The organism is Streptomyces erythrochromogenes, assembly GCF_040684695.1.
Lineage (GTDB): Bacteria > Actinomycetota > Actinomycetes > Streptomycetales > Streptomycetaceae > Streptomyces > Streptomyces erythrochromogenes_C.
Map to the genome: position 1 here is coordinate 68,091 of NZ_JBFBGM010000019.1, position 18,336 is coordinate 86,426.

Sequence of the window (18,336 nt, forward strand, 5' to 3'; positions counted from 1 at the left end):
CCGTCCCCGACGCGGTCCTACAGGGGAGTGGCGGCTTCGAGGATGAAGAACAGCGTGAGCGCCGCGTTCGCCGAGGACAGCGCCGACGCGGTGGTACCGGCCGCCGCCCCCCAGGCGGCCACGCCCACCGCGGTGAAGGCGGGCGGCCACAGCGACGCGGCGGGCGGGGGCGCGAGCAGCGCGGCGACCCGCCGCGGCACCGGGCCCGGGGCGGCGAAGCCGGCCAGGGTCGCGACCGGCATGCCGCGGGAGACCAGGGCGGCCTTGCCGACCGCCCGGGCCACGGTGCGGCGGCTGCCGACGCGGACGGCCGCCTCCTCGTCCGCCCAGCGCTCGGCGGTGTACATCACCGCCGAGCGCAGCGGGCGCAGGAACGGGTTCGCCCGTGCCGCGAGTTGGACGGTCAGCAGGAAGCGGTGGTGGCGGGCCGTGAGATGGGCGCGCTCGTGGGCGAACAGGGCCCGGCGTTCGGATGGGCCGAGAGCGGCCAGCATGCCCGTCGTGACCACGATCCGGTCCCGCCTGCCGGGCAGGGCGTAGGCGTACGGGGCCTCGTCGGGAAGCACCGCCACCGGCGTGGCGGGCAGCCCGGCCAGTGCCTGTCCGGCGCGGCGGAGGACCCGGTGGTGGCGCCAGGCGGCCCGTGCGCAGGAGGCGAGGACGGCGATCAGCGCGGGGATGGCGGCCTTGCCGGCGATCTCGTCGTAGGGCACGGCTTCCCGGACCTCCGGGTCCGACCAGCCGTCCGGCAGCGGGTTCCCGGGCAGTTGGGCCGTACCGACCACCATCAGCAGCGCCAGGCACAGCGTGCTGCAGACGGCCAGGACGGCGGCGACGCCGGTCAGTAGCCAGGTGGCGGCACGCGGGTGGAGATGGTGCTCGGCCAGGCGCGCGACGGGCCAGGCCGTCAGCGGCAGGACCAGCGGCAGGAAGACGAAGACGCCCATGCCGGTCAGTCTTCCCCTTCTTCGGGGATCTGGGCCAGCAGGTCCCGCAGTACGCGCTCGTCGCCGGGAGGCAGGGCGGTGACGAAGCTGGCCAGCACCGCCTCCCGGTCCGCCTCGGCGTCCAGTACCTTCCGCATCCGCAGCGCGGCCAGTCCCGACTCGTCCGCGACCGGCGTCCACTCGAAGGAACGGCCCGCGCGCCGTCGGGCGACGGCGCCCTTGGCGTGCAGTCGGGTCAGGATGGTCATCACGGTGGTGTAGGCGAGGCCGCCGCCGAGGTGCTCCTGCACCCAGGCCGCGTTGGCGGGCCTGGGCGCGGCGTGCAGGGCGGCCAGCACCTGTGCCTCCAGCTCGCCCTGGCCCCGGCGGCGGGAATGCCGGGCGCCGCCGCTTTCGATCCGGTCCGTCATGCCGTCACCCTCCCCGCCGTTCGGCCCCGCCGACCGTCGCGGGGCGGTTCATCGTACTGACCGGTACCCCTCGCCGTCCGCCGGTGCCGGTGCGCCGTCGGCGCCCGCGGCCGCAGCGTGGGTCTCCCACAATATTTCTACACTAATGTAGATTTCAGGCTCCGGCACCTGGCGCCCCGGAACCACCGCGTTCCGGGGCCCGGACACGAGAGGGATGCGACATGGGTGTGAGCCTGTCCAAGGGCGGCAACGTCTCGCTGAGCAAGGAGGCCCCGGGACTGACCGCCGTACTGGTCGGCCTGGGCTGGGACGTCCGCACGACCACCGGCACCGACTACGACCTGGACGCGAGCGCACTGCTCGTGGGGGAGTCGGGCAAGGTCGCCACCAGCGGCAACTTCGTCTTCTACAACAACCTCAAGAGCCCTGACGGATCGGTCGAGCACACCGGTGACAACCTCACCGGCGAGGGCGAGGGCGACGACGAGGTCATCAAGGTCGACCTCGCAGCCGTCCCCGCGGACGTCACGAAGATCGTCTTCCCCGTCTCCATCCACGAGGCCGAAAGCCGCGGTCACAGCTTCGGCCAGGTCCGCAACGCCTTCATCCGCGTCGTCAACCAGGCGGGCGGCACCGAACTCGCCCGCTACGACCTCTCCGAGGACGCCGCGACCGAGACCGCGATGATCTTCGGTGAGCTCTACCGCAACGGCGCGGAGTGGAAGTTCCGCGCGGTCGGCCAGGGCTACGCCTCCGGCCTGGCCGGCATCACGGCCGACTTCGGCGTGTAGCGGGCCGGTCGGGGCGGGGCGGTTCCGCGCGCACCCGCCCCGACCGACCGGCACCCGGAGGCGGCCGGGCGGGTGCACGCCCCGGAGGAGGGTCGAAGGACCCGTGCAGACCCGTGGAGACCCGCGGGGCCTGCGCCCGGCGCTCCATAACAGGAATGCGCCCCGACCCGAGCCCTCAGGTCCGCGCTTTAGCCGAAGTTGCTCAAGGAACTCCTCGCCGAGGTCGGCAGCACTATCGTCCACATCCCGTCATGACCTCGAGACGATCGAATTCCGGGCGGCGGTGCCGCCGCTGACGACCGCCACTTCGGAGACTGACTGTCCATGCACTTTGGAACGCCCCCCGCGAGAATGTCACTGACGGTCCTCGCGCTGGTTGCCTCCCTGCTCGCCCTGGTCCTCGGCGGCGCCGGCCCGGCCTCCGCCCACGCCGCCCTCAGGGGTTCCGACCCCGCGGAGGGCTCCGTCCTCGGTACGGCGCCGAAGCAGGTCACGCTCACCTTCACGGAGTCGGTCGGCTTCTCCGACGACTCGCTGAGAGTGCTGTCCCCGGACAACGAGCGGGTGAACCCGCGCCCGGCGCAGCACGTGGACGGCAAGGACGACACCGCCCGGGTGGAGCTGTCGGACGGACTCGCGCAGGGGACCTACACGGTGGCCTGGCGCGTCGTCTCCGCCGACGGCCACCCGATCTCGGGCGCGTTCATCTTCTCCATCGGCAAGCCGTCCGGCACCGCCGCCGTGGTCGCGACGGACTCCATCGAGGACACGGCGGCCGCCCGCCTGTACGGGATCCTCCGCCATGTCGCCTACAGCGGACTGGCCCTGCTGGTCGGAGCCGTCTCCTTCGTCCTGCTGTGCTGGCCCACCGCGGCCGCGCTCCGCCCGGTCCGCAGGGTGCTGACGGTCGGCTGGGTGGCGCTGGTGGTGTCCACCGCGGCCCTGCTCCTGCTCCGCGGCCCCTACGAGACGGCCGGATCGCTGGCGTCGGCGTTCGACCCGTCCCAGCTGGGCCGGACCGTGACCGGAAGACCCGGGATCGCACTGCTCGTACGGCTCGCGCTCCTCGCGGGCGCCGCGGTGCTGCTCAGGCGGGCAGCGGCACGCCTCGGCCGTCACCACGACGACGGAACGACGGCGGGTGACCTCGGTACCCGCGCCCGGGTCGTCGCGGCAGTGCTCGCGTCGGCCCTGGCGTTCACCTGGGCCGGGGCGGAGCACGCCTCCGCGGGCATCCAGGTGCCGCTGGCCATTCCCGTCGCCGTGCTGCACCTGCTGGCGATGGGAGTCTGGCTCGGCGGCCTGATCACGCTGGCGACCGTCCTGCGGCGGAGGGCCCCCGGCGGCGGTGAGGTCCCCGCGTCCGCCGTCGGGCGCTTCTCCACCGTGGCCTTCGCGGCCGTCGCGGTCCTCGTCGGCACGGGCATGTACCAGTCCTGGCGGCAGGTCGGCTCCTGGGAGGCGATGTACACCACGTCGTACGGCAGGATCCTCGCGGTGAAGCTCGCCGCCGTGGTCCTCGTACTGGGGGTGGCGTTCCTCTCCCGCCGCTGGACGGCCCGTCTCGACCACGGGGCACTGCCGGCCGCCGAACGGCCGGCGGAATCCGAACCGGTGCGGTTGAGGGTCGTGGAGACGGTCGGTGCGCCGTCCTCCCCGGCGGCACCGGTGGCCGGCCGTATGCCGGACACACCGGCCCCGGGTGAGCCGGAGGACGACACCGGGCCGCCCGCCTCCGCCTCCGCCACCGTCGCCGCCCCCGAGACCGAGGGGCACCGGCGCAGGCTGCGCCGCACGGTGGCCGTCGAAGCCGCGCTCGGCGCCGTGGTCCTGGCGATCACGACCCTGCTCACCGGAACCCAGCCCAGCCGCGCCGCCGACACGACACCGGCCGCCCTCTCCCCGGAGCCGCAGGTGAAGGTGGTCACCGTCCCGTTCGACATGGGGACGGCCGGCCAGAAGGGTTCCGTACAGATCACGCTGGAGCCGGGACGCGTCGGCGTGAACACGGTCGAAGCCGTCGTCTACACCGCGGACGGCGGCTTCGCCACCGTCCCCGAACTGCGCCTCACCCTGACCCAGGACGACCTCGGCATCGGCCCGCTGGACGCCAAACTCAAGAACCAGAAGGGGTACTGGGCCACTTACGACCTGCAGCTGCCCATGTCCGGTCCCTGGACCCTGAGCATCACCGTCCGCACCACCGAGATCGACCAGATCACCGTGCGCGAGACCATCCGCGTCACCTGAAGGTTGTCCCGTGGGCAGGGCCTGGCGTCTCGCGGGATACTGGCGCTAGTTGATGACCTTGTTCCGCTGTGGGGGGCGTTCGTGCTTGAGTTGAGGTGTGAGGCGGTCCGCTGGGCGGACGATGAGCCGTGGCCCGGGGTGGTCGAGGTTCAGTTCACGGACGCGGAAGGACGGCGCTGGTCGCTGTTCGACAAGGCCCCGATCTTCGCGGCGACGGGCGAGCTCGGCCCGGACACGTCGTATCCGGTTGAGGTCACCGTCGCCTGCGCGGTCGCCGAGGATGACGGTCTGACGGGAGACGACCAGGTCGTCACCGTCTCGACCTCGCCGCACGGTGTCACCACGCCCGACGGGCGCGAGGAGTTCACGGTGCGGTGGGACCAGCTCATCCGCTGAGCGCGAGGTTGTGGAGCCGCGCGACGCCCATCATTGGTGTGGTGCACGTCGGCTCCGCACAGGCGGCAGTCCCGCGGGACCTTCCAGTTCCTCATCCGTGAGAAAGCGCGGCAGCCGTTGCGGTTGCCGGGCAGGCGGAAGCGCGGCGGAGCTTACGGGTCAACCTTCAGCCCGGACCCCGCAGCACCGGTTCGTGGCCGGGGCCGGCGCACCGCACCTGCCGGGCGGGCGCCGGCTCCGGCCTGTGCGGTCAGGCCCCGCTACGGCTGCGGCGCATCCACCAGAAGGCACCGGCGGCGACGAGCACCAGCGCGGCGGCGACCACACCGACGGTGGTGCCGGTACCGCTGCCGGCCTCCTCCGCGCTCGTCGCCCGCGCGCCCGCGGACGCGGCGGGAGCCGAGGGGGCAGCCGACTGCTCGGGGGGCGGGGCGCTGCCCGGGGTCGCGGACGGCGAGGGGCTCGGGGCGAGGGGCTTGGCTCCGGGGGCCGCCGCCTTCAGCTGCAGGACGGGGGCGGGGTTGTCGACCTTCTCGCCGTCGGCGGGCACCTCGATCCAGCGGGAGATCTTCCCGTCGCCGTAGGTCTCCAACGTCTTGAACACCAGGGACTTCTCGTCGGGCAGCTGGCGCACGGTGATGCTGTACTCGGCGTCGGTGCCGGTGGCCAGGGCCGGGCCGCCGATGGCGTAGCCGTCGGGCGTGGCCGTCAGCTTCCACTCCTTGGGAGCGTCCCCCAGCGTCACCGCGTCAGGAGCGATGCCCTTGGGGAGTACGACGCGCAACTCCGCGATGCCGGCGGTGTCCGACTCCGCCTCGGAGGTGAAGGACAGCGTGACGTTCTCGGCGAGCGCGCGCGGGTCGGAGGCGGTGACCCCGGCGTGCGCGGCGGCCGGCCCGGCCGCCACGCCCACGACCACCGCGGCGCACACGGCCGTGAAAGCCGGCCTGAGGAGACGGAGCCGGGTGTGTGACCTGTTCATGATGGAGGAACCCTCTCGGTACGCGGGCCGGACCTCACCTTCCGGTGAAGGGGCCGCAGGAATCAGGGGAACGTCTCCTGCGCGTGCGGCAGGAGGCCCCCGGCGCACCACCGCGTGGCAGAGCATCGTCGCCACCGTCGGTCCTGCCGGAGCCCCGCCCGGCGCGGCGGTCACGCTCCGCGGGGCAGGCGGGATCCGAGGCCGGCGTCGGACGCCGAACGCCACGACGGCAGCCGCGACCGCCGCCTGCGCCCAGCGCCCCACCGCTTCCGGTAGACGGCTCAACGCCCGATCCGCCCGGTGCATGAGCAGGGCCATCACGCACCCGGCCACGCAGTGGGCGACGGTCATGGCCCACGTTCCGCGGTGCGCCGTGTGCCCGCTCTCCGCCACGCCGTCGTGGACGTGTGCGGGCAGGGACAGGGCCCGGTGCAGGAGGAGCTGAGCCAACCCGGTGGCCGCCAGAACGTGCCGAGCGGGCAGGGGCGTACGGGCCGCCGGCCAGGAGAGGGCGAAGACGGCCAGCGCCCCGGCCGTCGCCCGCCGCCAGGAAACCGGGTCCTGCGAGGCCAGGTGATGGCCCACGACGGCCAACGCCGAACTGAGCTGTGCGAACAGGGCAGCCCGCAGCCACCGTCCGCTGCGCCACGCGGGCCGCGGACGCGAGCGCGTCCCTGCACGGGTTCCGGTTCCGGCCATGTCGGGGTCATCATCCATCGCACGCCGGTTCGGCCGGTCCCCAACTGTCAATTGCGGAGCAGTTTTCCGAGCCCGGCAGGGTCCCGAAGGGTCCGGCGTCCCGGCATGCGTGTGAACGCGGTGCGTGTCGCGCTCGTCGGCCCGGTCGGCCTTCCCGCCCCGGTCTACCGTTGATCCACGGTCCCGCCCCGCGTCACCCGGAGCGAGAGATCCGGGAGCCGTCGTCGCAGGCAGGCGCCCCGTACGCCTCCACCGACGAGGAGCGAGCAGCAGATGGAACCCACCGCACGGGCGACCGGCCGCCTCCGCCACGCCCGCCGCCGTACGACCGTGCCGGGCAGGCCGATCCGAACCGCCACCGAGCCCCGGAAGCGGTAGGCCGTGACCGGACCGAACCCCCTCGACACCGACCGACCGCGCGATCCGCGGGAGCCGGAGCCGGAGCGGCCGCCCGAGCCCGCCGTCCGCGCCGAGAGCCGCTGGCCGATGGCCGCAGCGGTCATCGCCTCCGCCGTGCTCACCCTGCTCCTTCCCGACGACCTGCGGCTCGGACCGCGGTGGGCGCTCCCGCTCGCCGAAGCACTGCTGCTGGTGGCACTGATCGCGGGCGACCCCGGTCGGATCAGCCGCCGCTCCACCGTCCTGCGCGCGGTGTCGATCGCCCTGGTCGTCGTTCTGGCGGGCAGCGCCATCTGGTCGACCCTCCAGCTGATCGACGACCTCATCCACGGCGGGACCGAGACGAACTCCGCCGGCGCCCTCCTCCTGGCCGGCGGCAGCGTGTGGGCCTCCACCGTCCTCGCCTTCTCCCTCCTGTACTTCGAACTCGACAGCGGCGGGCCGGCCGCCCGGGCCCACCACATGCCCCGCTCCCCGGCGCTCGCCTTCCCCCAACACCTCAACCCCGACGTGAGCCCCCCGAACTGGCGCCCCCACTACGTCGACTACCTCTACCTCGGGTTCACCAACTCCACCGCGCTGAGCCCCACCGACGTGATGCCGCTCGCGCCCTGGGCCAAATGCGTCATGACCCTCCAGTCCCTCGTCTCGCTCATCATCCTGGGACTCGTCGTCGCCCGGGCCGTGAACGTCCTGGCCTGAGGCTCCGGGAACACGCCCGCGTCCGCCCCCCCCGGCCGCCGGGATCACCCGTCCGGTCGCCTTCGGCCGCGTCCTGACCGGCCCCGGCCGGCCGCCGAGCCTACGCTCGGAGGCATCCGTACCGGTCCGCGCGCGAGGCGGTATCCCACCGCCGCATCCCCCGACCGCGTGCGGTGAGCGAAGGGCAGGGCATGTTCGAACGCCCCAACATCCTGTTGGTCGTCACCGACGAGGAACGCTTCTCCCTTCCGCACCCGCCGGGATTCTCCCTGCCCGCACGGGAACGGATCGCGGCGCGCGGGACCACCTTCGAGCGCTACTACACCGCCTCCGCGCAGTGCAGTTCGGCCCGGTCCGTCCTCTACACGGGGCAGCACGTGCCCCTCACCGAGATCTACGACAACGACAACATGCCGTACATCCGCCCGCTCGACCCCGCGCTGGGGACGCTCGGCACGATGCTGCGGTCGGCCGGCTACTACACGACCTACCAGGGCAAGTGGCACCTGTCGAACTGCTACGTCACCGCGGAGCGGCCCGGGCCCACGACCGACGCGCTGGAGCCGTACGGGTTCAGCGAGTTCAACGACTGGGGCGACATCGACGGCGGCGCGTGGGCGGGCCTGAAACTCGACCCCGTGATCGCCGGCCAGGCCGTGCGCTGGCTGCGCAACCGGGCACCGGTCGTCTCGCGGGACCAGCCCTGGTTCATGGCCGTCAACTTCGTCAACCCGCACGACATCATGAGCTTCGACTACGGCAGCCGGTCCCAGGTCCGGCTGCCGCCCGGCCTCGCCCACGCCGTCGTCGCCCGCGCCGCGGCGGACGTCCCCGTCTACCGGCGGCGCTGGGACTTCGACCTGCCCGCCAGCCTGTACGACGACCTGGCGGGCGCGGCTCCGGCCGTGCGGGAGTACGCCAGGATGCTCGACACCGTCTTCGGACCGGTCGCCGGCGACCAGCACTGGTACGACGGCCTGAACTTCTACCTCAACGCCATCCGCGACGTGGACCGCAGCGTCGAGTTCGTCCTCGACGCGCTGGAGGCGTCCGGCCAGGCGGACCGCACCGTCGTGGTCTTCACCTCCGACCACGGCGAGATGGCGGGATCCCACGGCCTGCGGCAGAAGGGCAACCTCATCTACGACGAGAACTTCCACGTCCCCTTCATCATCGCCCACCCCGACCTGACCGGCGGAGCCCGCACCGGAGCGCTGGCCTCCTCCGTCGACATCGCGCCCACCCTCCTGGAGATCGCCGGACTGGACGCCGCCGAGACGGCGACCCGCCACCCGGCCCTGAGGGGCCGCTCACTGATGCCGGCACTCCACGGACGCCCCGTGCGCAAGGGGATCCTCAACGCGGTGGAGTCGATCATGATGCTGGACGCCTCGTTCTGGGCCGAGTTCGCCGACCCCGAAGCGCCGCGGCGCGTCGCCGCCGGAGACCTTCGCCCCGACTGGAACAAGCGCGGCTTCCTGCGCGCCTACTCCGACGAGCGCTACACCTTCGGCCGCTACTTCTCCCCGCTGAACCCCAACCGCCCCGCCGGCATCGAAGCCCTGCTGGCGGCGAACGACGTCGTGCTCTACGACCGCGAGCAGGACCCGGCCGAGATGCACAACCTCGCCGCGGACCCCGCCCACCGCGGGCTCGTCGAGCGCTACCGGGGCCTCCTGGAGGACCTCATCGACGCCGAGATCGGCACCGACACCCACGCCTGGGTCCCCGAACGGCCCCGGCTGCTCGGCTGGCCCCTCTGGCACGGCGACGACGCGCGCCCCGAGACCCTGGCACGGCAAGGACGCTGAAACCCCGCCACTCCAGCCCCACCGGCATCCGCTCCGGCCGCCCGCCGCCCACTCTGTGGAGGCCCGCGGCGGGAGCGACTAGGGTGAAACGAGAAGGCCGCGGGAGAGCCAGGAGCCGTGATGCGCGGACGCCGTCCCGATCCGCCCGACAGCGTGCAGGACCTTCTGGTCGCCCTCGGGCAGCTCGTCGACCAGGCCCTGGACCGGGTCGAGTACCAGCGGGCCAGGGTCGAGCTGGCCGCGGCCCTGCAGCGCCACATGCTTCCGCCCGGGCTGCCGGACCTGCCCGGGCTGCACCTGGCCGCCAGGTACGCGCCGTCGCGCGGCGGCCTGGAGGTCGGCGGCGACTGGTACGACGCCTTCGTCATGCACGACGGGTCACTGGGTCTCACGGTCGGCGACGTGCAGGGCCACGACGTGGAGGCCATCGCCTTCATGGGACAGGTGCGGACGAGCCTGCGCGCCCTCGCACAGGCGACGAGCGACCCCCGAGAGGTCCTGGGCCGGGCCAACGACCTGCTGATCGCCATGGGCTGCGGCCGGTTCGCGACGTGCTGCTTCCTCCGGTTCGATCCCGCCAGCCGCGACCTCACGGCCTCCAGGGCCGGCCACGTCCCGATGGTGTGGGCCACGGCGGGGGGCCGGCACGGCGTGGCGCTCGACCGTGGCGGGCCGCCGCTCGGCGTGGTGTCGGGGGAGCGGTATCCGGTGACCCACCGGCGTCTGACCGAGGCGGGAGTGCTTGTCCTGCTCACCGACGGAGTGGTGGAGGGCCCGCACTACCCGATGGAGTCCGGACTGGCCGAGGTGGCGGCCCTGGTGCGCGCCGGATTCGACGCGGATCCCGACGTGCTGGCCTCCGCGGTGGTGCGGGTGGCCGACCTGACCGGGCACCGCGACGATGCCGCGGTCCTCGTCGTCCGCTACGACGGCCCTTAGGGGGCCGCCCGCAGGGCCGGCACCGCCGGGGGCGGGACTGGGGTCGCCGGTGGCCGGAACTGGGCGCACACTGCTGTCGTGCGCAGCGCAGCGATGGGTCCTCTCGGGTCCACCGCGCTGCGCGTCCTCGCCGTCGCCGCCGTCTACTACGCGGCCGCGCAGATCGGCCTCCTCCACCAGCTGGTACGTGACCAGGTCACCCCCCTGTGGCCGCCGACCGGCGTGGCGCTCGCCGCGCTGCTCATGATGGGGCTGCGCGTCTGGCCGGGCATCGCGCTCGGCGCGTTCCTCGTCAACGTGGTGCTCGGGCCGTCGCTTCTCTCCGTACTGGCCATCACCGCGGGCAACACCCTCGCGCCGGTCTGTGCCTGTCTGATGCTCCGCCGAGCCGGGTTCCGGAACGAACTCGACCGGCTGAGGGACGTACTGGCCCTGGTCTTCCTCGGCGCGCTCGCCGGGATGCTGATCAGTTCGACCGTCGGCAGCGGCGTGCTGGTCCTCTCCGGAGCGCTGGAGGCCGGCGACTTCTGGCCGACGTGGTCGGTGTGGTGGACGGGGGACGCGATGGGGATCCTGGTCGTCACACCGTTCCTGCTCGTGCTGCGCCGGGCCCGGTGGCCGTCGCGGGCGGGGCCCGGCCGGTGGCTCGAAGCGGTGGCGCTGGCGCTGGGCACGGTCCTCGTCACGCTCGTGGCGACGCGGACGCCCGAGTCGAACCTGCTCTTCCTCGTCTCGCCGTTCCTGATCTGGGCGGCGTTCCGCTTCCGGCTGGCCGGCGCCGCGCCGTGCGCCCTCGTCGTGTCGACGCTGGCGATCATGGCCGCCGCGGCCGAAAGAGGCCCGTTCGCCAGTGACGACGTCTTCGCGAACATGGTCACGCTGCAGGCCTTCAACGGCACGACGGCCCTGACGGCACTCCTCCTCGCGGCCGTCATCACCGAACGCGACACGACGCACGAGGAGATCAAACGGGTCTGCGCGCGGCTCGCGGAGATGGTGTCCCGGATGGAGCCCGGACCCGAGTCGTACGAGTACCCGCCCGAGAAGGACCCGCCGCCATGAGAGCCCGGCGGGGCGTCATCCCGCGCCGGTGAGTGCGCCCGCGAGGCCCGCGGCCGCCCAGGCGGCCGCCGGGGTCAGCGCCCGCCCCGAAGGCGCCTGAGCATGCCGCGGGCCTGTTCCCGCTTGCGCGGGTCGGAAGCCGTGCGCCGCAGTGAGGAGATCGTCCGCTGCCCCTGCGGGCTGCGGCTGAACTGCTTGATCTTTGCGAAGAGTCCGGACATGAGCCCTCCCTGGGTGGTCGATCGGCTGCCTGGCCGCGTGCCCCGGGATCCTCCCCCCAAACGGTGGCCGCGGGCCGAATGTGCCCACGGCCCGCTGCCGACCGGGCCGAGTCCTGCTCACGTCCGATCCGGGGGTGCATAAGGTGACGCCATGTCTGCCAATCTGAGTTCCGCAAAGGCTGCTGCCGCGCTCCGTACGTCGGCGCGCGTGTCCGCCGAATTGCTGGTGGTCCTGGTCATGGCGGCGGTGGCCCTGTGGCTCCTGAGCCGGATGTGGTCGGTCGTCTGGCCCCTCATAGTCGCTCTGTTCCTCACCACCCTGACCTGGCCCCTGGCCGATTTCCTTCGTCGACGGGGGTGGCCGGCCGCGCTGGCGGCCTCGGTGGTGACCGTGCTGTCCCTCCTGGTGGCGGCCGGCATCGCGGCCCTGATCGCCGTACCCGTGGCCTCCCAGTCGGGTGAACTGGCCGACGGCGTCACCGCGGGCATCCAGCGGCTGCGGGAGTGGGCGGCCGGGCCGCCGCTGAACATCGGCGACGACCAGATCAGCGGTGCCTCCAAGGCCGCGATGGACCGCCTCCAGAACAGCGTCGGCACCGCGGTCTCCACCGTGGTCACGGGGGTCAGCACCATCTTCAACGGTCTGATCACCGCCGTCCTGGCGCTCTTCCTGATGTTCTTCTTCCTCAAGGACGGCGCCCGCTTCCTGCCGTGGCTCACCCGCCAACTCCCGGGCCGCCTCGCCACCGACGTCCCGGTCGTGGCCGCGCGCAGCTGGCAGACCCTCGGTTCGTTCGTCCGCTCCCAGGCCTTCGTCGGACTCCTCGACGCCGTCTTCATCGGCCTGGGCCTGTGGATCGTGGGCGTGCCCCTGGTGCTGCCGCTGGCGGTTCTGACCTTCGTCTCCGCGTTCGTGCCGATCGTGGGCGCCCTGTTCGCCGGCCTGGTGGCGGTCCTCATCGCGCTGGTGTCGAACGGCCTGACCGACGCGCTGATCGTCCTCGCCATCATCGTCGCGGTGCAGCAGCTCGAAGGAAACGTCTTCCAGCCCATGATCCAGAGCCGCAGCCTCGGTCTCCACGCGGCGGTGGTCCTGCTGGCGGTCACGCTGGGCAGCAGCCTCGCCGGTGTCGTGGGCGCCCTGCTCGCCGTACCGATCGCCGCGCTCATCGCGGTCGTCTGGAACTACCTGCGCGACCAGCTCAGCGAACCACCGCACGAGCCGGAAGCGGGCGACCGGCTCTCCCCGGCTCCCGCCGCGTCATAGGACCGGGACGCGGCAGGGCACGGCTCCGTGGGGACTCTGCTTCCCCCGATCGGGGGAAGCAGAGCTCGCGGAGGTGACGCCCCGCTCCTCGGGTGCACCCCCTGCCGCCGCGAAGTGGCTGGTCAGGGGCGCTCGTACGGCTGTGCGGCTCGGCGGGGCGGCTCGTTCCGGTAGCCTGCCGCAGTAACCCGGCAGGTGCGGGCCGAGAGCCCGGTGGGATGGAGATCGGCCATGGCCATGCGATTCGACTGCTCGACGGCTTCGACCCGGGCCGACGGCCTGAGTTCGGCCGCCCTGGCGGTACGGCGGGGCGAGCTCGTGGTACTCCCGACCGACACCGTCTACGGCATCGGTGCCGACGCCTTCAACGCCGACGCGGTGGACCGGCTGCTGGGCGCCAAGGGCCGCGACCGCGCGATGCCCTCACCGGTCCTGGTCGCCTCCCCGGACGCCCTGCACGACCTGGTGGCCGATCTCCCCAAGCAGGGGTGGGCCCTGGTGGAGGCGTTCTGGCCGGGCGGACTGACCCTGGTCGCCCGCCACCTGCCCTCGCTGACCTGGGACCTGGGGGAGACCAACGGCACGGTCGCCGTCAGGATGCCCTCCCACCCCGTCGCCCTCGCGCTGCTCTCCGAGACCGGGCCGATGGCCGTCTCCAGCGCCAACCTGACCGGCCGGCCCTCCCCGCAGGACTGCGACGCCGCGCAGGGCATGCTGGGCGACTCCGTCTCCGTCTACCTCGACGGCGGGCCCACCGAGGCCGCCGTCGCCTCCTCGATCGTCGACCTCACGGGCCCGGCACCGGTCCTCAAGCGGGCCGGCGCCATCAGCGCCCGGGCCCTGCGCGCCGTCGTCCCCGATCTGCTGGAGATGTGACCCTCGGCGGGTGGCGGTCCGGGCGGCGTCGTAGCCTGCGGTCATGAGTACCTCCCTGTCACCCACCCCGTCCGAGGCCTTCGAGCTGCTGCTGGCCGGCAACCGGCGCTTCACCGCGGGCGCGCCCGAACACCCGAACCAGGACGCCGCTCGCCGCACGGAGACCGCTCCGGCCCAGCGTCCCTTCGCCGTCCTCTTCGGCTGCTCCGACTCCAGGCTCGCCGCCGAGATCATCTTCGACCGCGGAATCGGTGACCTCTTCGTCGTCCGCACCGCGGGCCACGTCGCGGGCGCCGAGGTCCTGGGCAGCATCGAGTACGGGGTGAGCGTGCTGGACTGCCCGCTGGTCGTCGTGCTCGGCCACGACACCTGCGGTGCGGTCGCCGCGACCCGCGCGGCCCTGACGGACGGCGTCGGCGCCACCGGCTACGTGCGCGACGTCATCGAGCGCGTCACCCCCAGTGTGCTGGCCGCCCGCGCCGCCGGACTCACCGAGGAGGACGACATCATCGCCGAGCACATACGCCACACCGTCGACCTGCTCCTGGACCGCTCCCGCGTCCTCGCCGACCAGGTCGCGCAGGGGCGCGCCGCCGTGGTGGGCCTGTCCTACCGCCTGGCCGACGGCAGCGCCCAGGTCGTCACCACCCGCGGACTCGCCCACGAGGTGCCGGCCTGACCCCTGCGGTTCCCCGGACGCCCGAACGCCACCGGCGGGCAGCGGCGTCCGCCGGGCGTCGGCCGGTCACCATGTCGCGGCCGGCGCCCCGGCCCCGTGGCGCGCCCAGGTCTCACCGAGGCGCGCGATCCGGTGCGCGGCGGCCATGCCGCGCAGGGAGGCGACCTTCCCGTCGGTGACCTCGAACGCGACGGCGCCCACGACCCGGTCGCCGACCACGGCGAGGACGGCCGGGGAGCCGTTGACCCACGCGATGTGGAAGGCGGGGGAGCCGCCCGCCATCCGCCGCTTCGCGTCAGTGGGCCGGAAACCGGCCCGTACGGACGAGGCGATGCGCTCGGGCGTCCGGTGCCGCAGCAGCCGCTTCGCCAGTCCGGCGCCGTCCGAGACCGCGGTCGCGTCGGCGGTGAGCAGCGCGACCAGCTGTTCGGTGCGCCCGGACACGGCGGCGGTCAGGAACTCCTCGACGATCCGCCGCGCGGCGGCCCGGTCCACCTCGCCGCCGCCACGACGCTCGGCGGCGATCCGGCGTCTCGCCCGGTGGACGTGCTGCTGGCTCGCGGACTCGGTGATGTCGAGGATCCCGGCGATCTCCGCGTGGGGGTACGAGAAGGCCTCGCGCAGGACGTAGGCGGCCCGCTCGACCGGCGAGAGGCGTTCCATGAGGGTCAGCACCGCCAGGGACACCGATTCGCGCTGCTCGAAGGTGTCGGCGGGGCCGAGCATCGGGTCGCCGTCGAGGAGCGGCTCGGGCAGCCACTCCCCGACGGCGCGTTCGTGGCGCGCCCGGGCCGAGCGGAGCCGGTCGAGGCAGAGGTTGGTGACGACCTTGGTCAGCCAGGCCTCCGGCACGTCGATGTGCTGCCGGTCGGCGGCCTGCCAGCGCAGGAACGCGTCCTGCACCGCGTCCTCGGCGTCGGCGGCCGAGCCGAGCAGGCGGTAGGCGAGCGAGGCCAGCCGGCCCCGGCCGGCCTCGAACCGATCGATCGCTGCCATGTCCATGCCGATGAGCCTATGCGGCGGCCCGGGCACCGGTCCGGTCGGGCGCGCCGGCCGCGGCGGCGAGGCGGTGCCGGCGCTGCGGCACGCCGAAGGTCGGGTGGGCGATGCCGAAACCGGCCCCCATGAGCACACCCGCCTTGAACCGGGCGGCGGTCCGGCCGCCGAGGTACCAGGCCTTCGGCCGGACGTCCCCGTCCACCATCTGGAAGATCCCGTCCCGCCGCCCCAGGCTGATGTGGTTGCCGTGGTACTTCAGCCCGGTGGTCGGGACCTCGGCGCCCGTGAGCCGCGCGATGATCGCGGCGGTCGCCTGCGTGGCGGTGAACCCGGCCGAGGCACAGGACATCGGCAGTGGCCGGCCGTTGTCCCCGATCGCGTGGGCGCAGTCACCGACGGCGTACACCTCCGGGTGCGAGACCGAGCGCATGGTGCGGTCGACGACGATCCGGCCGGTCCCGGTGACCTCCAGGCCGCCCGCGGCCGCGACGGGGTGCACCGCGAACCCGGCGGACCACACGGTCACGTCGGCGGGGAGGGCCATACCGCCGACGGTGAACGCCCGGGTCGGCTCGACGGCTTCGACGCGGGTGTGTTCGTGGACGGTGATCCCGAGCCGGTCGAAGGCCCGGCGCAGGTGCCGGCGGGCCCCCGGGGAGAGCCAGGCGCCCGGCTCGCCGCGGGCGGCGAGCGCGACCGAGAGGTCGGGCCGGGATTCGGCGAGCTCGGTGGCGGTCTCGATGCCGGTCAGCCCCTCGCCGACGACCAGCACGGTGCCGCCCGCGCCGAGGCGGGACAGCCGCTCGCGCAGCCGCAGCGCCGACGGCCGTCCGGCCACGTCGAAGGCGTACTCGGCCACGCCCGGCACGTCGTGGCGGGCGGCGGCACTGCCGAGCGCATGGACGAGCGTGTCGTACGCGAGCTCGCGGTCGCCGTTCTCGCCGGTCACGGCGACCGTTCCGCGTACGGGGTCGACGCCGGTGACCCGCGCCAGGTGCAGCCGGACCCCGGTGCCGGCGAACACATCGGCGAGCCCGCGCACCGCGAGGTCCTGGCCGGCCGCGAGCTGGTGCAGCCGCATCCGCTCGACGAAGTCGGGCACGGGGTTGACGACGGTGATCTCGACGTCGGCGGAGGAGAGCCTGCGGGCCAGGATCCCGGCGGCGTAGGCCCCGGCGTATCCGGCGCCGAGTACGACGATGCGGTGCTTCATGGCGTTGCTCCTGTCTCGTTCGCGTGCCCCTTGAACGGGACGCCGCCCCGATTGCTGACAGGAAGCGGATGTGACGTGGCTCACAGACTCAGTCGTCCTTCTCGCCGGTGCCGGCACCGGTGGCGGTGAGCGAGGCGACGAGGAGGCCTGCGAGTGCCGCCCAGAGCGCGGCGGTGGGGCCGGCCGTGGCCCATCCGAAGGCGCCGAGCACCACGGCCGTGCCGACTCCGATCGCCCAGGCGCGCCGGTCGGTCAGGAAGGCCCGCTGTCCGCGCGTGCTCCCGGGGGCGCGCAGCTCCGCGACCGCGGTCCTGATGACCAGGGCGGCCACGATGATCGCCACGGTGAGCAGGGTGACCGCCATGCCGCCTCCGGAAGGGTGACCGCCATGAGTCCGCCGGCACTCCAGTGTCCCACGGAGGCGGTCGGCGGCGCGGAGACGAGCGGGTGAACGTCACCCGCACGACGCAGGTCCGTCAGGTCCGGCCCGCCGGGGCTCCCGAAAACGCAACGGCCCGTGTCCGCCGGCGACGCCCCAACGCCCTGGCGGCACTGGCGTACTGCTGCCGCGACAGCCGCACCGCGGCCGTCGCCCGAGTCCAACTGCCCAGCACGGCCCGGTCCGTTGCAGCAGAATCCCGACGAGTAACATCACCTGGTCCTGCCCCCGCACCACCGTTCTGGAGTCCCCCCATGAACCACCCCTCCGGCTTCCCGCTCTCCCGTCGCGGCCTCATACGCGCCGGGGCCGGCGCCTCGCTCGCCGGGCTCGGGCTCGGCATCGGCGCGCAGAGCGCGTCCGCCGCCACGGTGCCCGCCACCAAGCGGTTCGATCTCGCGCAGCCGTCGTACGACCTGTTCCGCTCCAAGGACACGCACGGTGCCCGGGTCCAGCAGAGCTTCGCCTTCGACTGGGTGAACAAGTTCCTGTTCGTCGCCACCAAGCGGAGCGGGAGCACCGAGGCCGACGGCGACCTGTGCATCAACAAGATGGACTTCGACGGCAACTACCTCTCCTACATGCACCTCGACGGCTTCGGTCACGGCGTCGCCTTCGCCGCCCTTCCGGACGGATCCGGCACCGAGCTGTGGATCGAGTGCGCCGCCGATGGGGGGTTCGGCACCGCGCTCGCCCCCGTCCGCTACACGGCCAACACCACCCTGGCCTCTCCGGCCGCCTCCGCCGCCTACCGGCCGATCCCCGGGGCCGCCGAGTACACCTGCTCCGTCGACCCGGTGTACCAGCGCATGATCGTGCGCTACCACACCAGTGCGGGCAAGCGCATCGCCGTCTACCCCCTCTCCGCCTTCCAGACGCGTACCTTCGGCGCGCCGCTCGTCGACTTCAAGCAGCCGGCCATCCCCGGAACCGCGCAGGGCTACGCCCTCTACGGCTCGTACATGTACTACCTGACCGGTGACGCCTACCCCGAGCCCGGTGACCCCGTCGGCGACGGCAACACCTACCTCACCAGCATCGACATCAACACCGGCACGGTGAAGCAGGGCCCCGTCCTCACCAAGGCCGGCTCCACCCTCCACCACCGCGAGCCCGAGGGCCTGGCCGTCTACCGCACCGACGCCGGCGAGAGCCGCCTCTTCCTCGGCTTCGCCACCGGCGAGGTAGGCGACCGGCGCTCCAGCATCTTCTACAAGAACGCGCTGGTCTGAGTCCCCCGCATCCGGTGCCCGG

General features: G+C 73.3%; 18 protein-coding genes. 11 read left to right on the plus strand and 7 right to left on the minus strand.

Annotated elements, in window-relative coordinates; all coding sequences use genetic code 11:
• Positions 1-17 precede the first annotated feature (17 nt).
• Both AB0O53_RS25665 and AB0O53_RS25670 read right to left on the minus strand, forming a co-directional pair.
• Positions 18-947 (minus strand): M56 family metallopeptidase, encoded by a 930-nt coding sequence (locus AB0O53_RS25665; protein WP_365198530.1) that lies wholly within the window; start codon positions 945-947, stop codon positions 18-20.
• 5 nt (positions 948-952) lie between these two features.
• Positions 953-1,357, minus strand: a complete 405-nt coding sequence (locus AB0O53_RS25670; RefSeq protein ID WP_365198533.1) for a BlaI/MecI/CopY family transcriptional regulator — start codon at positions 1,355-1,357, stop codon at positions 953-955.
• Between the two features lie 221 nt (positions 1,358-1,578).
• Here AB0O53_RS25670 and AB0O53_RS25675 point away from each other — a divergent pair, with 221 nt between their 5' ends.
• The 3 genes from AB0O53_RS25675 (at position 1,579) to AB0O53_RS25685 (ending at position 4,794) form a co-directional block, all read left to right on the plus strand.
• Positions 1,579-2,148: a TerD family protein gene (locus AB0O53_RS25675; RefSeq protein ID WP_350995499.1), complete on the plus strand. Its 570-nt coding sequence runs from the start codon at positions 1,579-1,581 to the stop codon at positions 2,146-2,148.
• 351 nt (positions 2,149-2,499) lie between these two features.
• Entirely contained in the window at positions 2,500-4,398 is a 1,899-nt protein-coding gene (locus AB0O53_RS25680) for a copper resistance CopC/CopD family protein (protein WP_365198536.1), read from the plus strand.
• An 81-nt stretch (positions 4,399-4,479) separates the two neighbouring features.
• Positions 4,480-4,794, plus strand: a complete 315-nt coding sequence (locus tag AB0O53_RS25685) for a hypothetical protein (RefSeq protein ID WP_365198538.1) — start codon at positions 4,480-4,482, stop codon at positions 4,792-4,794.
• A 250-nt stretch (positions 4,795-5,044) separates the two neighbouring features.
• Here AB0O53_RS25685 and AB0O53_RS25690 read toward each other — a convergent pair whose 3' ends face one another.
• Entirely contained in the window at positions 5,045-5,776 is a 732-nt protein-coding gene (locus AB0O53_RS25690; RefSeq protein ID WP_350995505.1) for a DUF1775 domain-containing protein, read from the minus strand.
• Positions 5,777-6,856: 1,080 nt separating this feature from the next.
• Here AB0O53_RS25690 and AB0O53_RS25695 point away from each other — a divergent pair.
• The 4 genes from AB0O53_RS25695 (at position 6,857) to AB0O53_RS25710 (ending at position 11,388) form a co-directional block, all read left to right on the plus strand.
• Positions 6,857-7,576, plus strand: a complete 720-nt coding sequence (locus tag AB0O53_RS25695; RefSeq protein WP_350995507.1) for a hypothetical protein — start codon at positions 6,857-6,859, stop codon at positions 7,574-7,576.
• 191 nt (positions 7,577-7,767) lie between these two features.
• Positions 7,768-9,387, plus strand: coding sequence for a sulfatase family protein (locus AB0O53_RS25700; protein ID WP_350995509.1), 1,620 nt, complete (start codon positions 7,768-7,770; stop codon positions 9,385-9,387).
• Between the two features lie 120 nt (positions 9,388-9,507).
• Complete coding sequence (locus AB0O53_RS25705; protein WP_350995511.1) at positions 9,508-10,326, plus strand: PP2C family protein-serine/threonine phosphatase; 819 nt, start codon at positions 9,508-9,510, stop codon at positions 10,324-10,326.
• Between the two features lie 93 nt (positions 10,327-10,419).
• A complete protein-coding gene (locus AB0O53_RS25710; protein ID WP_350995930.1) occupies positions 10,420-11,388 on the plus strand; it encodes an MASE1 domain-containing protein in 969 nt (322 codons plus the stop codon).
• A 74-nt stretch (positions 11,389-11,462) separates the two neighbouring features.
• Here the strand turns inward: AB0O53_RS25710 and AB0O53_RS25715 are convergent, their stop codons facing one another.
• Positions 11,463-11,609: a hypothetical protein gene (locus AB0O53_RS25715; RefSeq protein ID WP_350995513.1), complete on the minus strand. Its 147-nt coding sequence runs from the start codon at positions 11,607-11,609 to the stop codon at positions 11,463-11,465.
• 151 nt (positions 11,610-11,760) lie between these two features.
• Here AB0O53_RS25715 and AB0O53_RS25720 point away from each other — a divergent pair, with 151 nt between their 5' ends.
• The 3 genes from AB0O53_RS25720 to AB0O53_RS25730 all read left to right on the plus strand — a co-directional run bounded on the left by AB0O53_RS25720 (position 11,761) and on the right by AB0O53_RS25730 (position 14,431).
• Positions 11,761-12,876, plus strand: coding sequence for an AI-2E family transporter (locus AB0O53_RS25720; RefSeq protein ID WP_350995515.1), 1,116 nt, complete (start codon positions 11,761-11,763; stop codon positions 12,874-12,876).
• A gap of 231 nt (positions 12,877-13,107) precedes the next feature.
• Positions 13,108-13,752 carry an L-threonylcarbamoyladenylate synthase gene (locus tag AB0O53_RS25725; protein ID WP_350995517.1) on the plus strand — a complete coding sequence of 215 codons (645 nt, stop codon included), beginning with the start codon at positions 13,108-13,110 and terminating at the stop codon, positions 13,750-13,752.
• Positions 13,753-13,795: 43 nt separating this feature from the next.
• Positions 13,796-14,431 (plus strand): carbonic anhydrase, encoded by a 636-nt coding sequence (locus tag AB0O53_RS25730; protein ID WP_350995519.1) that lies wholly within the window; start codon positions 13,796-13,798, stop codon positions 14,429-14,431.
• A gap of 66 nt (positions 14,432-14,497) precedes the next feature.
• Here AB0O53_RS25730 and AB0O53_RS25735 read toward each other — a convergent pair whose 3' ends face one another.
• The 3 genes from AB0O53_RS25735 to AB0O53_RS25745 all read right to left on the minus strand — a co-directional run bounded on the left by AB0O53_RS25735 (position 14,498) and on the right by AB0O53_RS25745 (position 17,007).
• Positions 14,498-15,433 (minus strand): sigma-70 family RNA polymerase sigma factor, encoded by a 936-nt coding sequence (locus AB0O53_RS25735; RefSeq protein WP_365198544.1) that lies wholly within the window; start codon positions 15,431-15,433, stop codon positions 14,498-14,500.
• Between the two features lie 10 nt (positions 15,434-15,443).
• Positions 15,444-16,643, minus strand: a complete 1,200-nt coding sequence (locus AB0O53_RS25740) for an NAD(P)/FAD-dependent oxidoreductase (protein ID WP_350995526.1) — start codon at positions 16,641-16,643, stop codon at positions 15,444-15,446.
• Positions 16,644-16,731: 88 nt separating this feature from the next.
• Complete coding sequence (locus AB0O53_RS25745; protein ID WP_350995528.1) at positions 16,732-17,007, minus strand: hypothetical protein; 276 nt, start codon at positions 17,005-17,007, stop codon at positions 16,732-16,734.
• Between the two features lie 329 nt (positions 17,008-17,336).
• Between AB0O53_RS25745 and AB0O53_RS25750 the strand changes: the two genes are divergently transcribed.
• Positions 17,337-18,314 (plus strand): phage baseplate protein, encoded by a 978-nt coding sequence (locus tag AB0O53_RS25750; protein ID WP_350995530.1) that lies wholly within the window; start codon positions 17,337-17,339, stop codon positions 18,312-18,314.
• Positions 18,315-18,336 lie beyond the last annotated feature (22 nt).

What these genes read in the sequence shown, in the direction of transcription:
- AB0O53_RS25665 (WP_365198530.1), bottom strand. Translation starts at nt 947, where the DNA reads ATGGGCGTCTTCGTCTTCCTGCCGCTGGTCCTGCCGCTGACGGCCTGG.
- AB0O53_RS25670 (WP_365198533.1), bottom strand. Translation starts at nt 1,357, where the DNA reads ATGACGGACCGGATCGAAAGCGGCGGCGCCCGGCATTCCCGCCGCCGG.
- AB0O53_RS25675 (WP_350995499.1), top strand. Translation starts at nt 1,579, where the DNA reads ATGGGTGTGAGCCTGTCCAAGGGCGGCAACGTCTCGCTGAGCAAGGAG.
- AB0O53_RS25680 (WP_365198536.1), top strand. Translation starts at nt 2,500, where the DNA reads ATGTCACTGACGGTCCTCGCGCTGGTTGCCTCCCTGCTCGCCCTGGTC.
- AB0O53_RS25690 (WP_350995505.1), bottom strand. Translation starts at nt 5,776, where the DNA reads ATGAACAGGTCACACACCCGGCTCCGTCTCCTCAGGCCGGCTTTCACG.
- AB0O53_RS25700 (WP_350995509.1), top strand. Translation starts at nt 7,768, where the DNA reads ATGTTCGAACGCCCCAACATCCTGTTGGTCGTCACCGACGAGGAACGC.
- AB0O53_RS25705 (WP_350995511.1), top strand. Translation starts at nt 9,508, where the DNA reads ATGCGCGGACGCCGTCCCGATCCGCCCGACAGCGTGCAGGACCTTCTG.
- AB0O53_RS25710 (WP_350995930.1), top strand. Translation starts at nt 10,420, where the DNA reads ATGGGTCCTCTCGGGTCCACCGCGCTGCGCGTCCTCGCCGTCGCCGCC.
- AB0O53_RS25715 (WP_350995513.1), bottom strand. Translation starts at nt 11,609, where the DNA reads ATGTCCGGACTCTTCGCAAAGATCAAGCAGTTCAGCCGCAGCCCGCAG.
- AB0O53_RS25720 (WP_350995515.1), top strand. Translation starts at nt 11,761, where the DNA reads ATGTCTGCCAATCTGAGTTCCGCAAAGGCTGCTGCCGCGCTCCGTACG.
- AB0O53_RS25725 (WP_350995517.1), top strand. Translation starts at nt 13,108, where the DNA reads ATGGCCATGCGATTCGACTGCTCGACGGCTTCGACCCGGGCCGACGGC.
- AB0O53_RS25730 (WP_350995519.1), top strand. Translation starts at nt 13,796, where the DNA reads ATGAGTACCTCCCTGTCACCCACCCCGTCCGAGGCCTTCGAGCTGCTG.
- AB0O53_RS25735 (WP_365198544.1), bottom strand. Translation starts at nt 15,433, where the DNA reads ATGGACATGGCAGCGATCGATCGGTTCGAGGCCGGCCGGGGCCGGCTG.
- AB0O53_RS25740 (WP_350995526.1), bottom strand. Translation starts at nt 16,643, where the DNA reads ATGAAGCACCGCATCGTCGTACTCGGCGCCGGATACGCCGGGGCCTAC.
- AB0O53_RS25745 (WP_350995528.1), bottom strand. Translation starts at nt 17,007, where the DNA reads ATGGCGGTCACCCTGCTCACCGTGGCGATCATCGTGGCCGCCCTGGTC.
- AB0O53_RS25750 (WP_350995530.1), top strand. Translation starts at nt 17,337, where the DNA reads ATGAACCACCCCTCCGGCTTCCCGCTCTCCCGTCGCGGCCTCATACGC.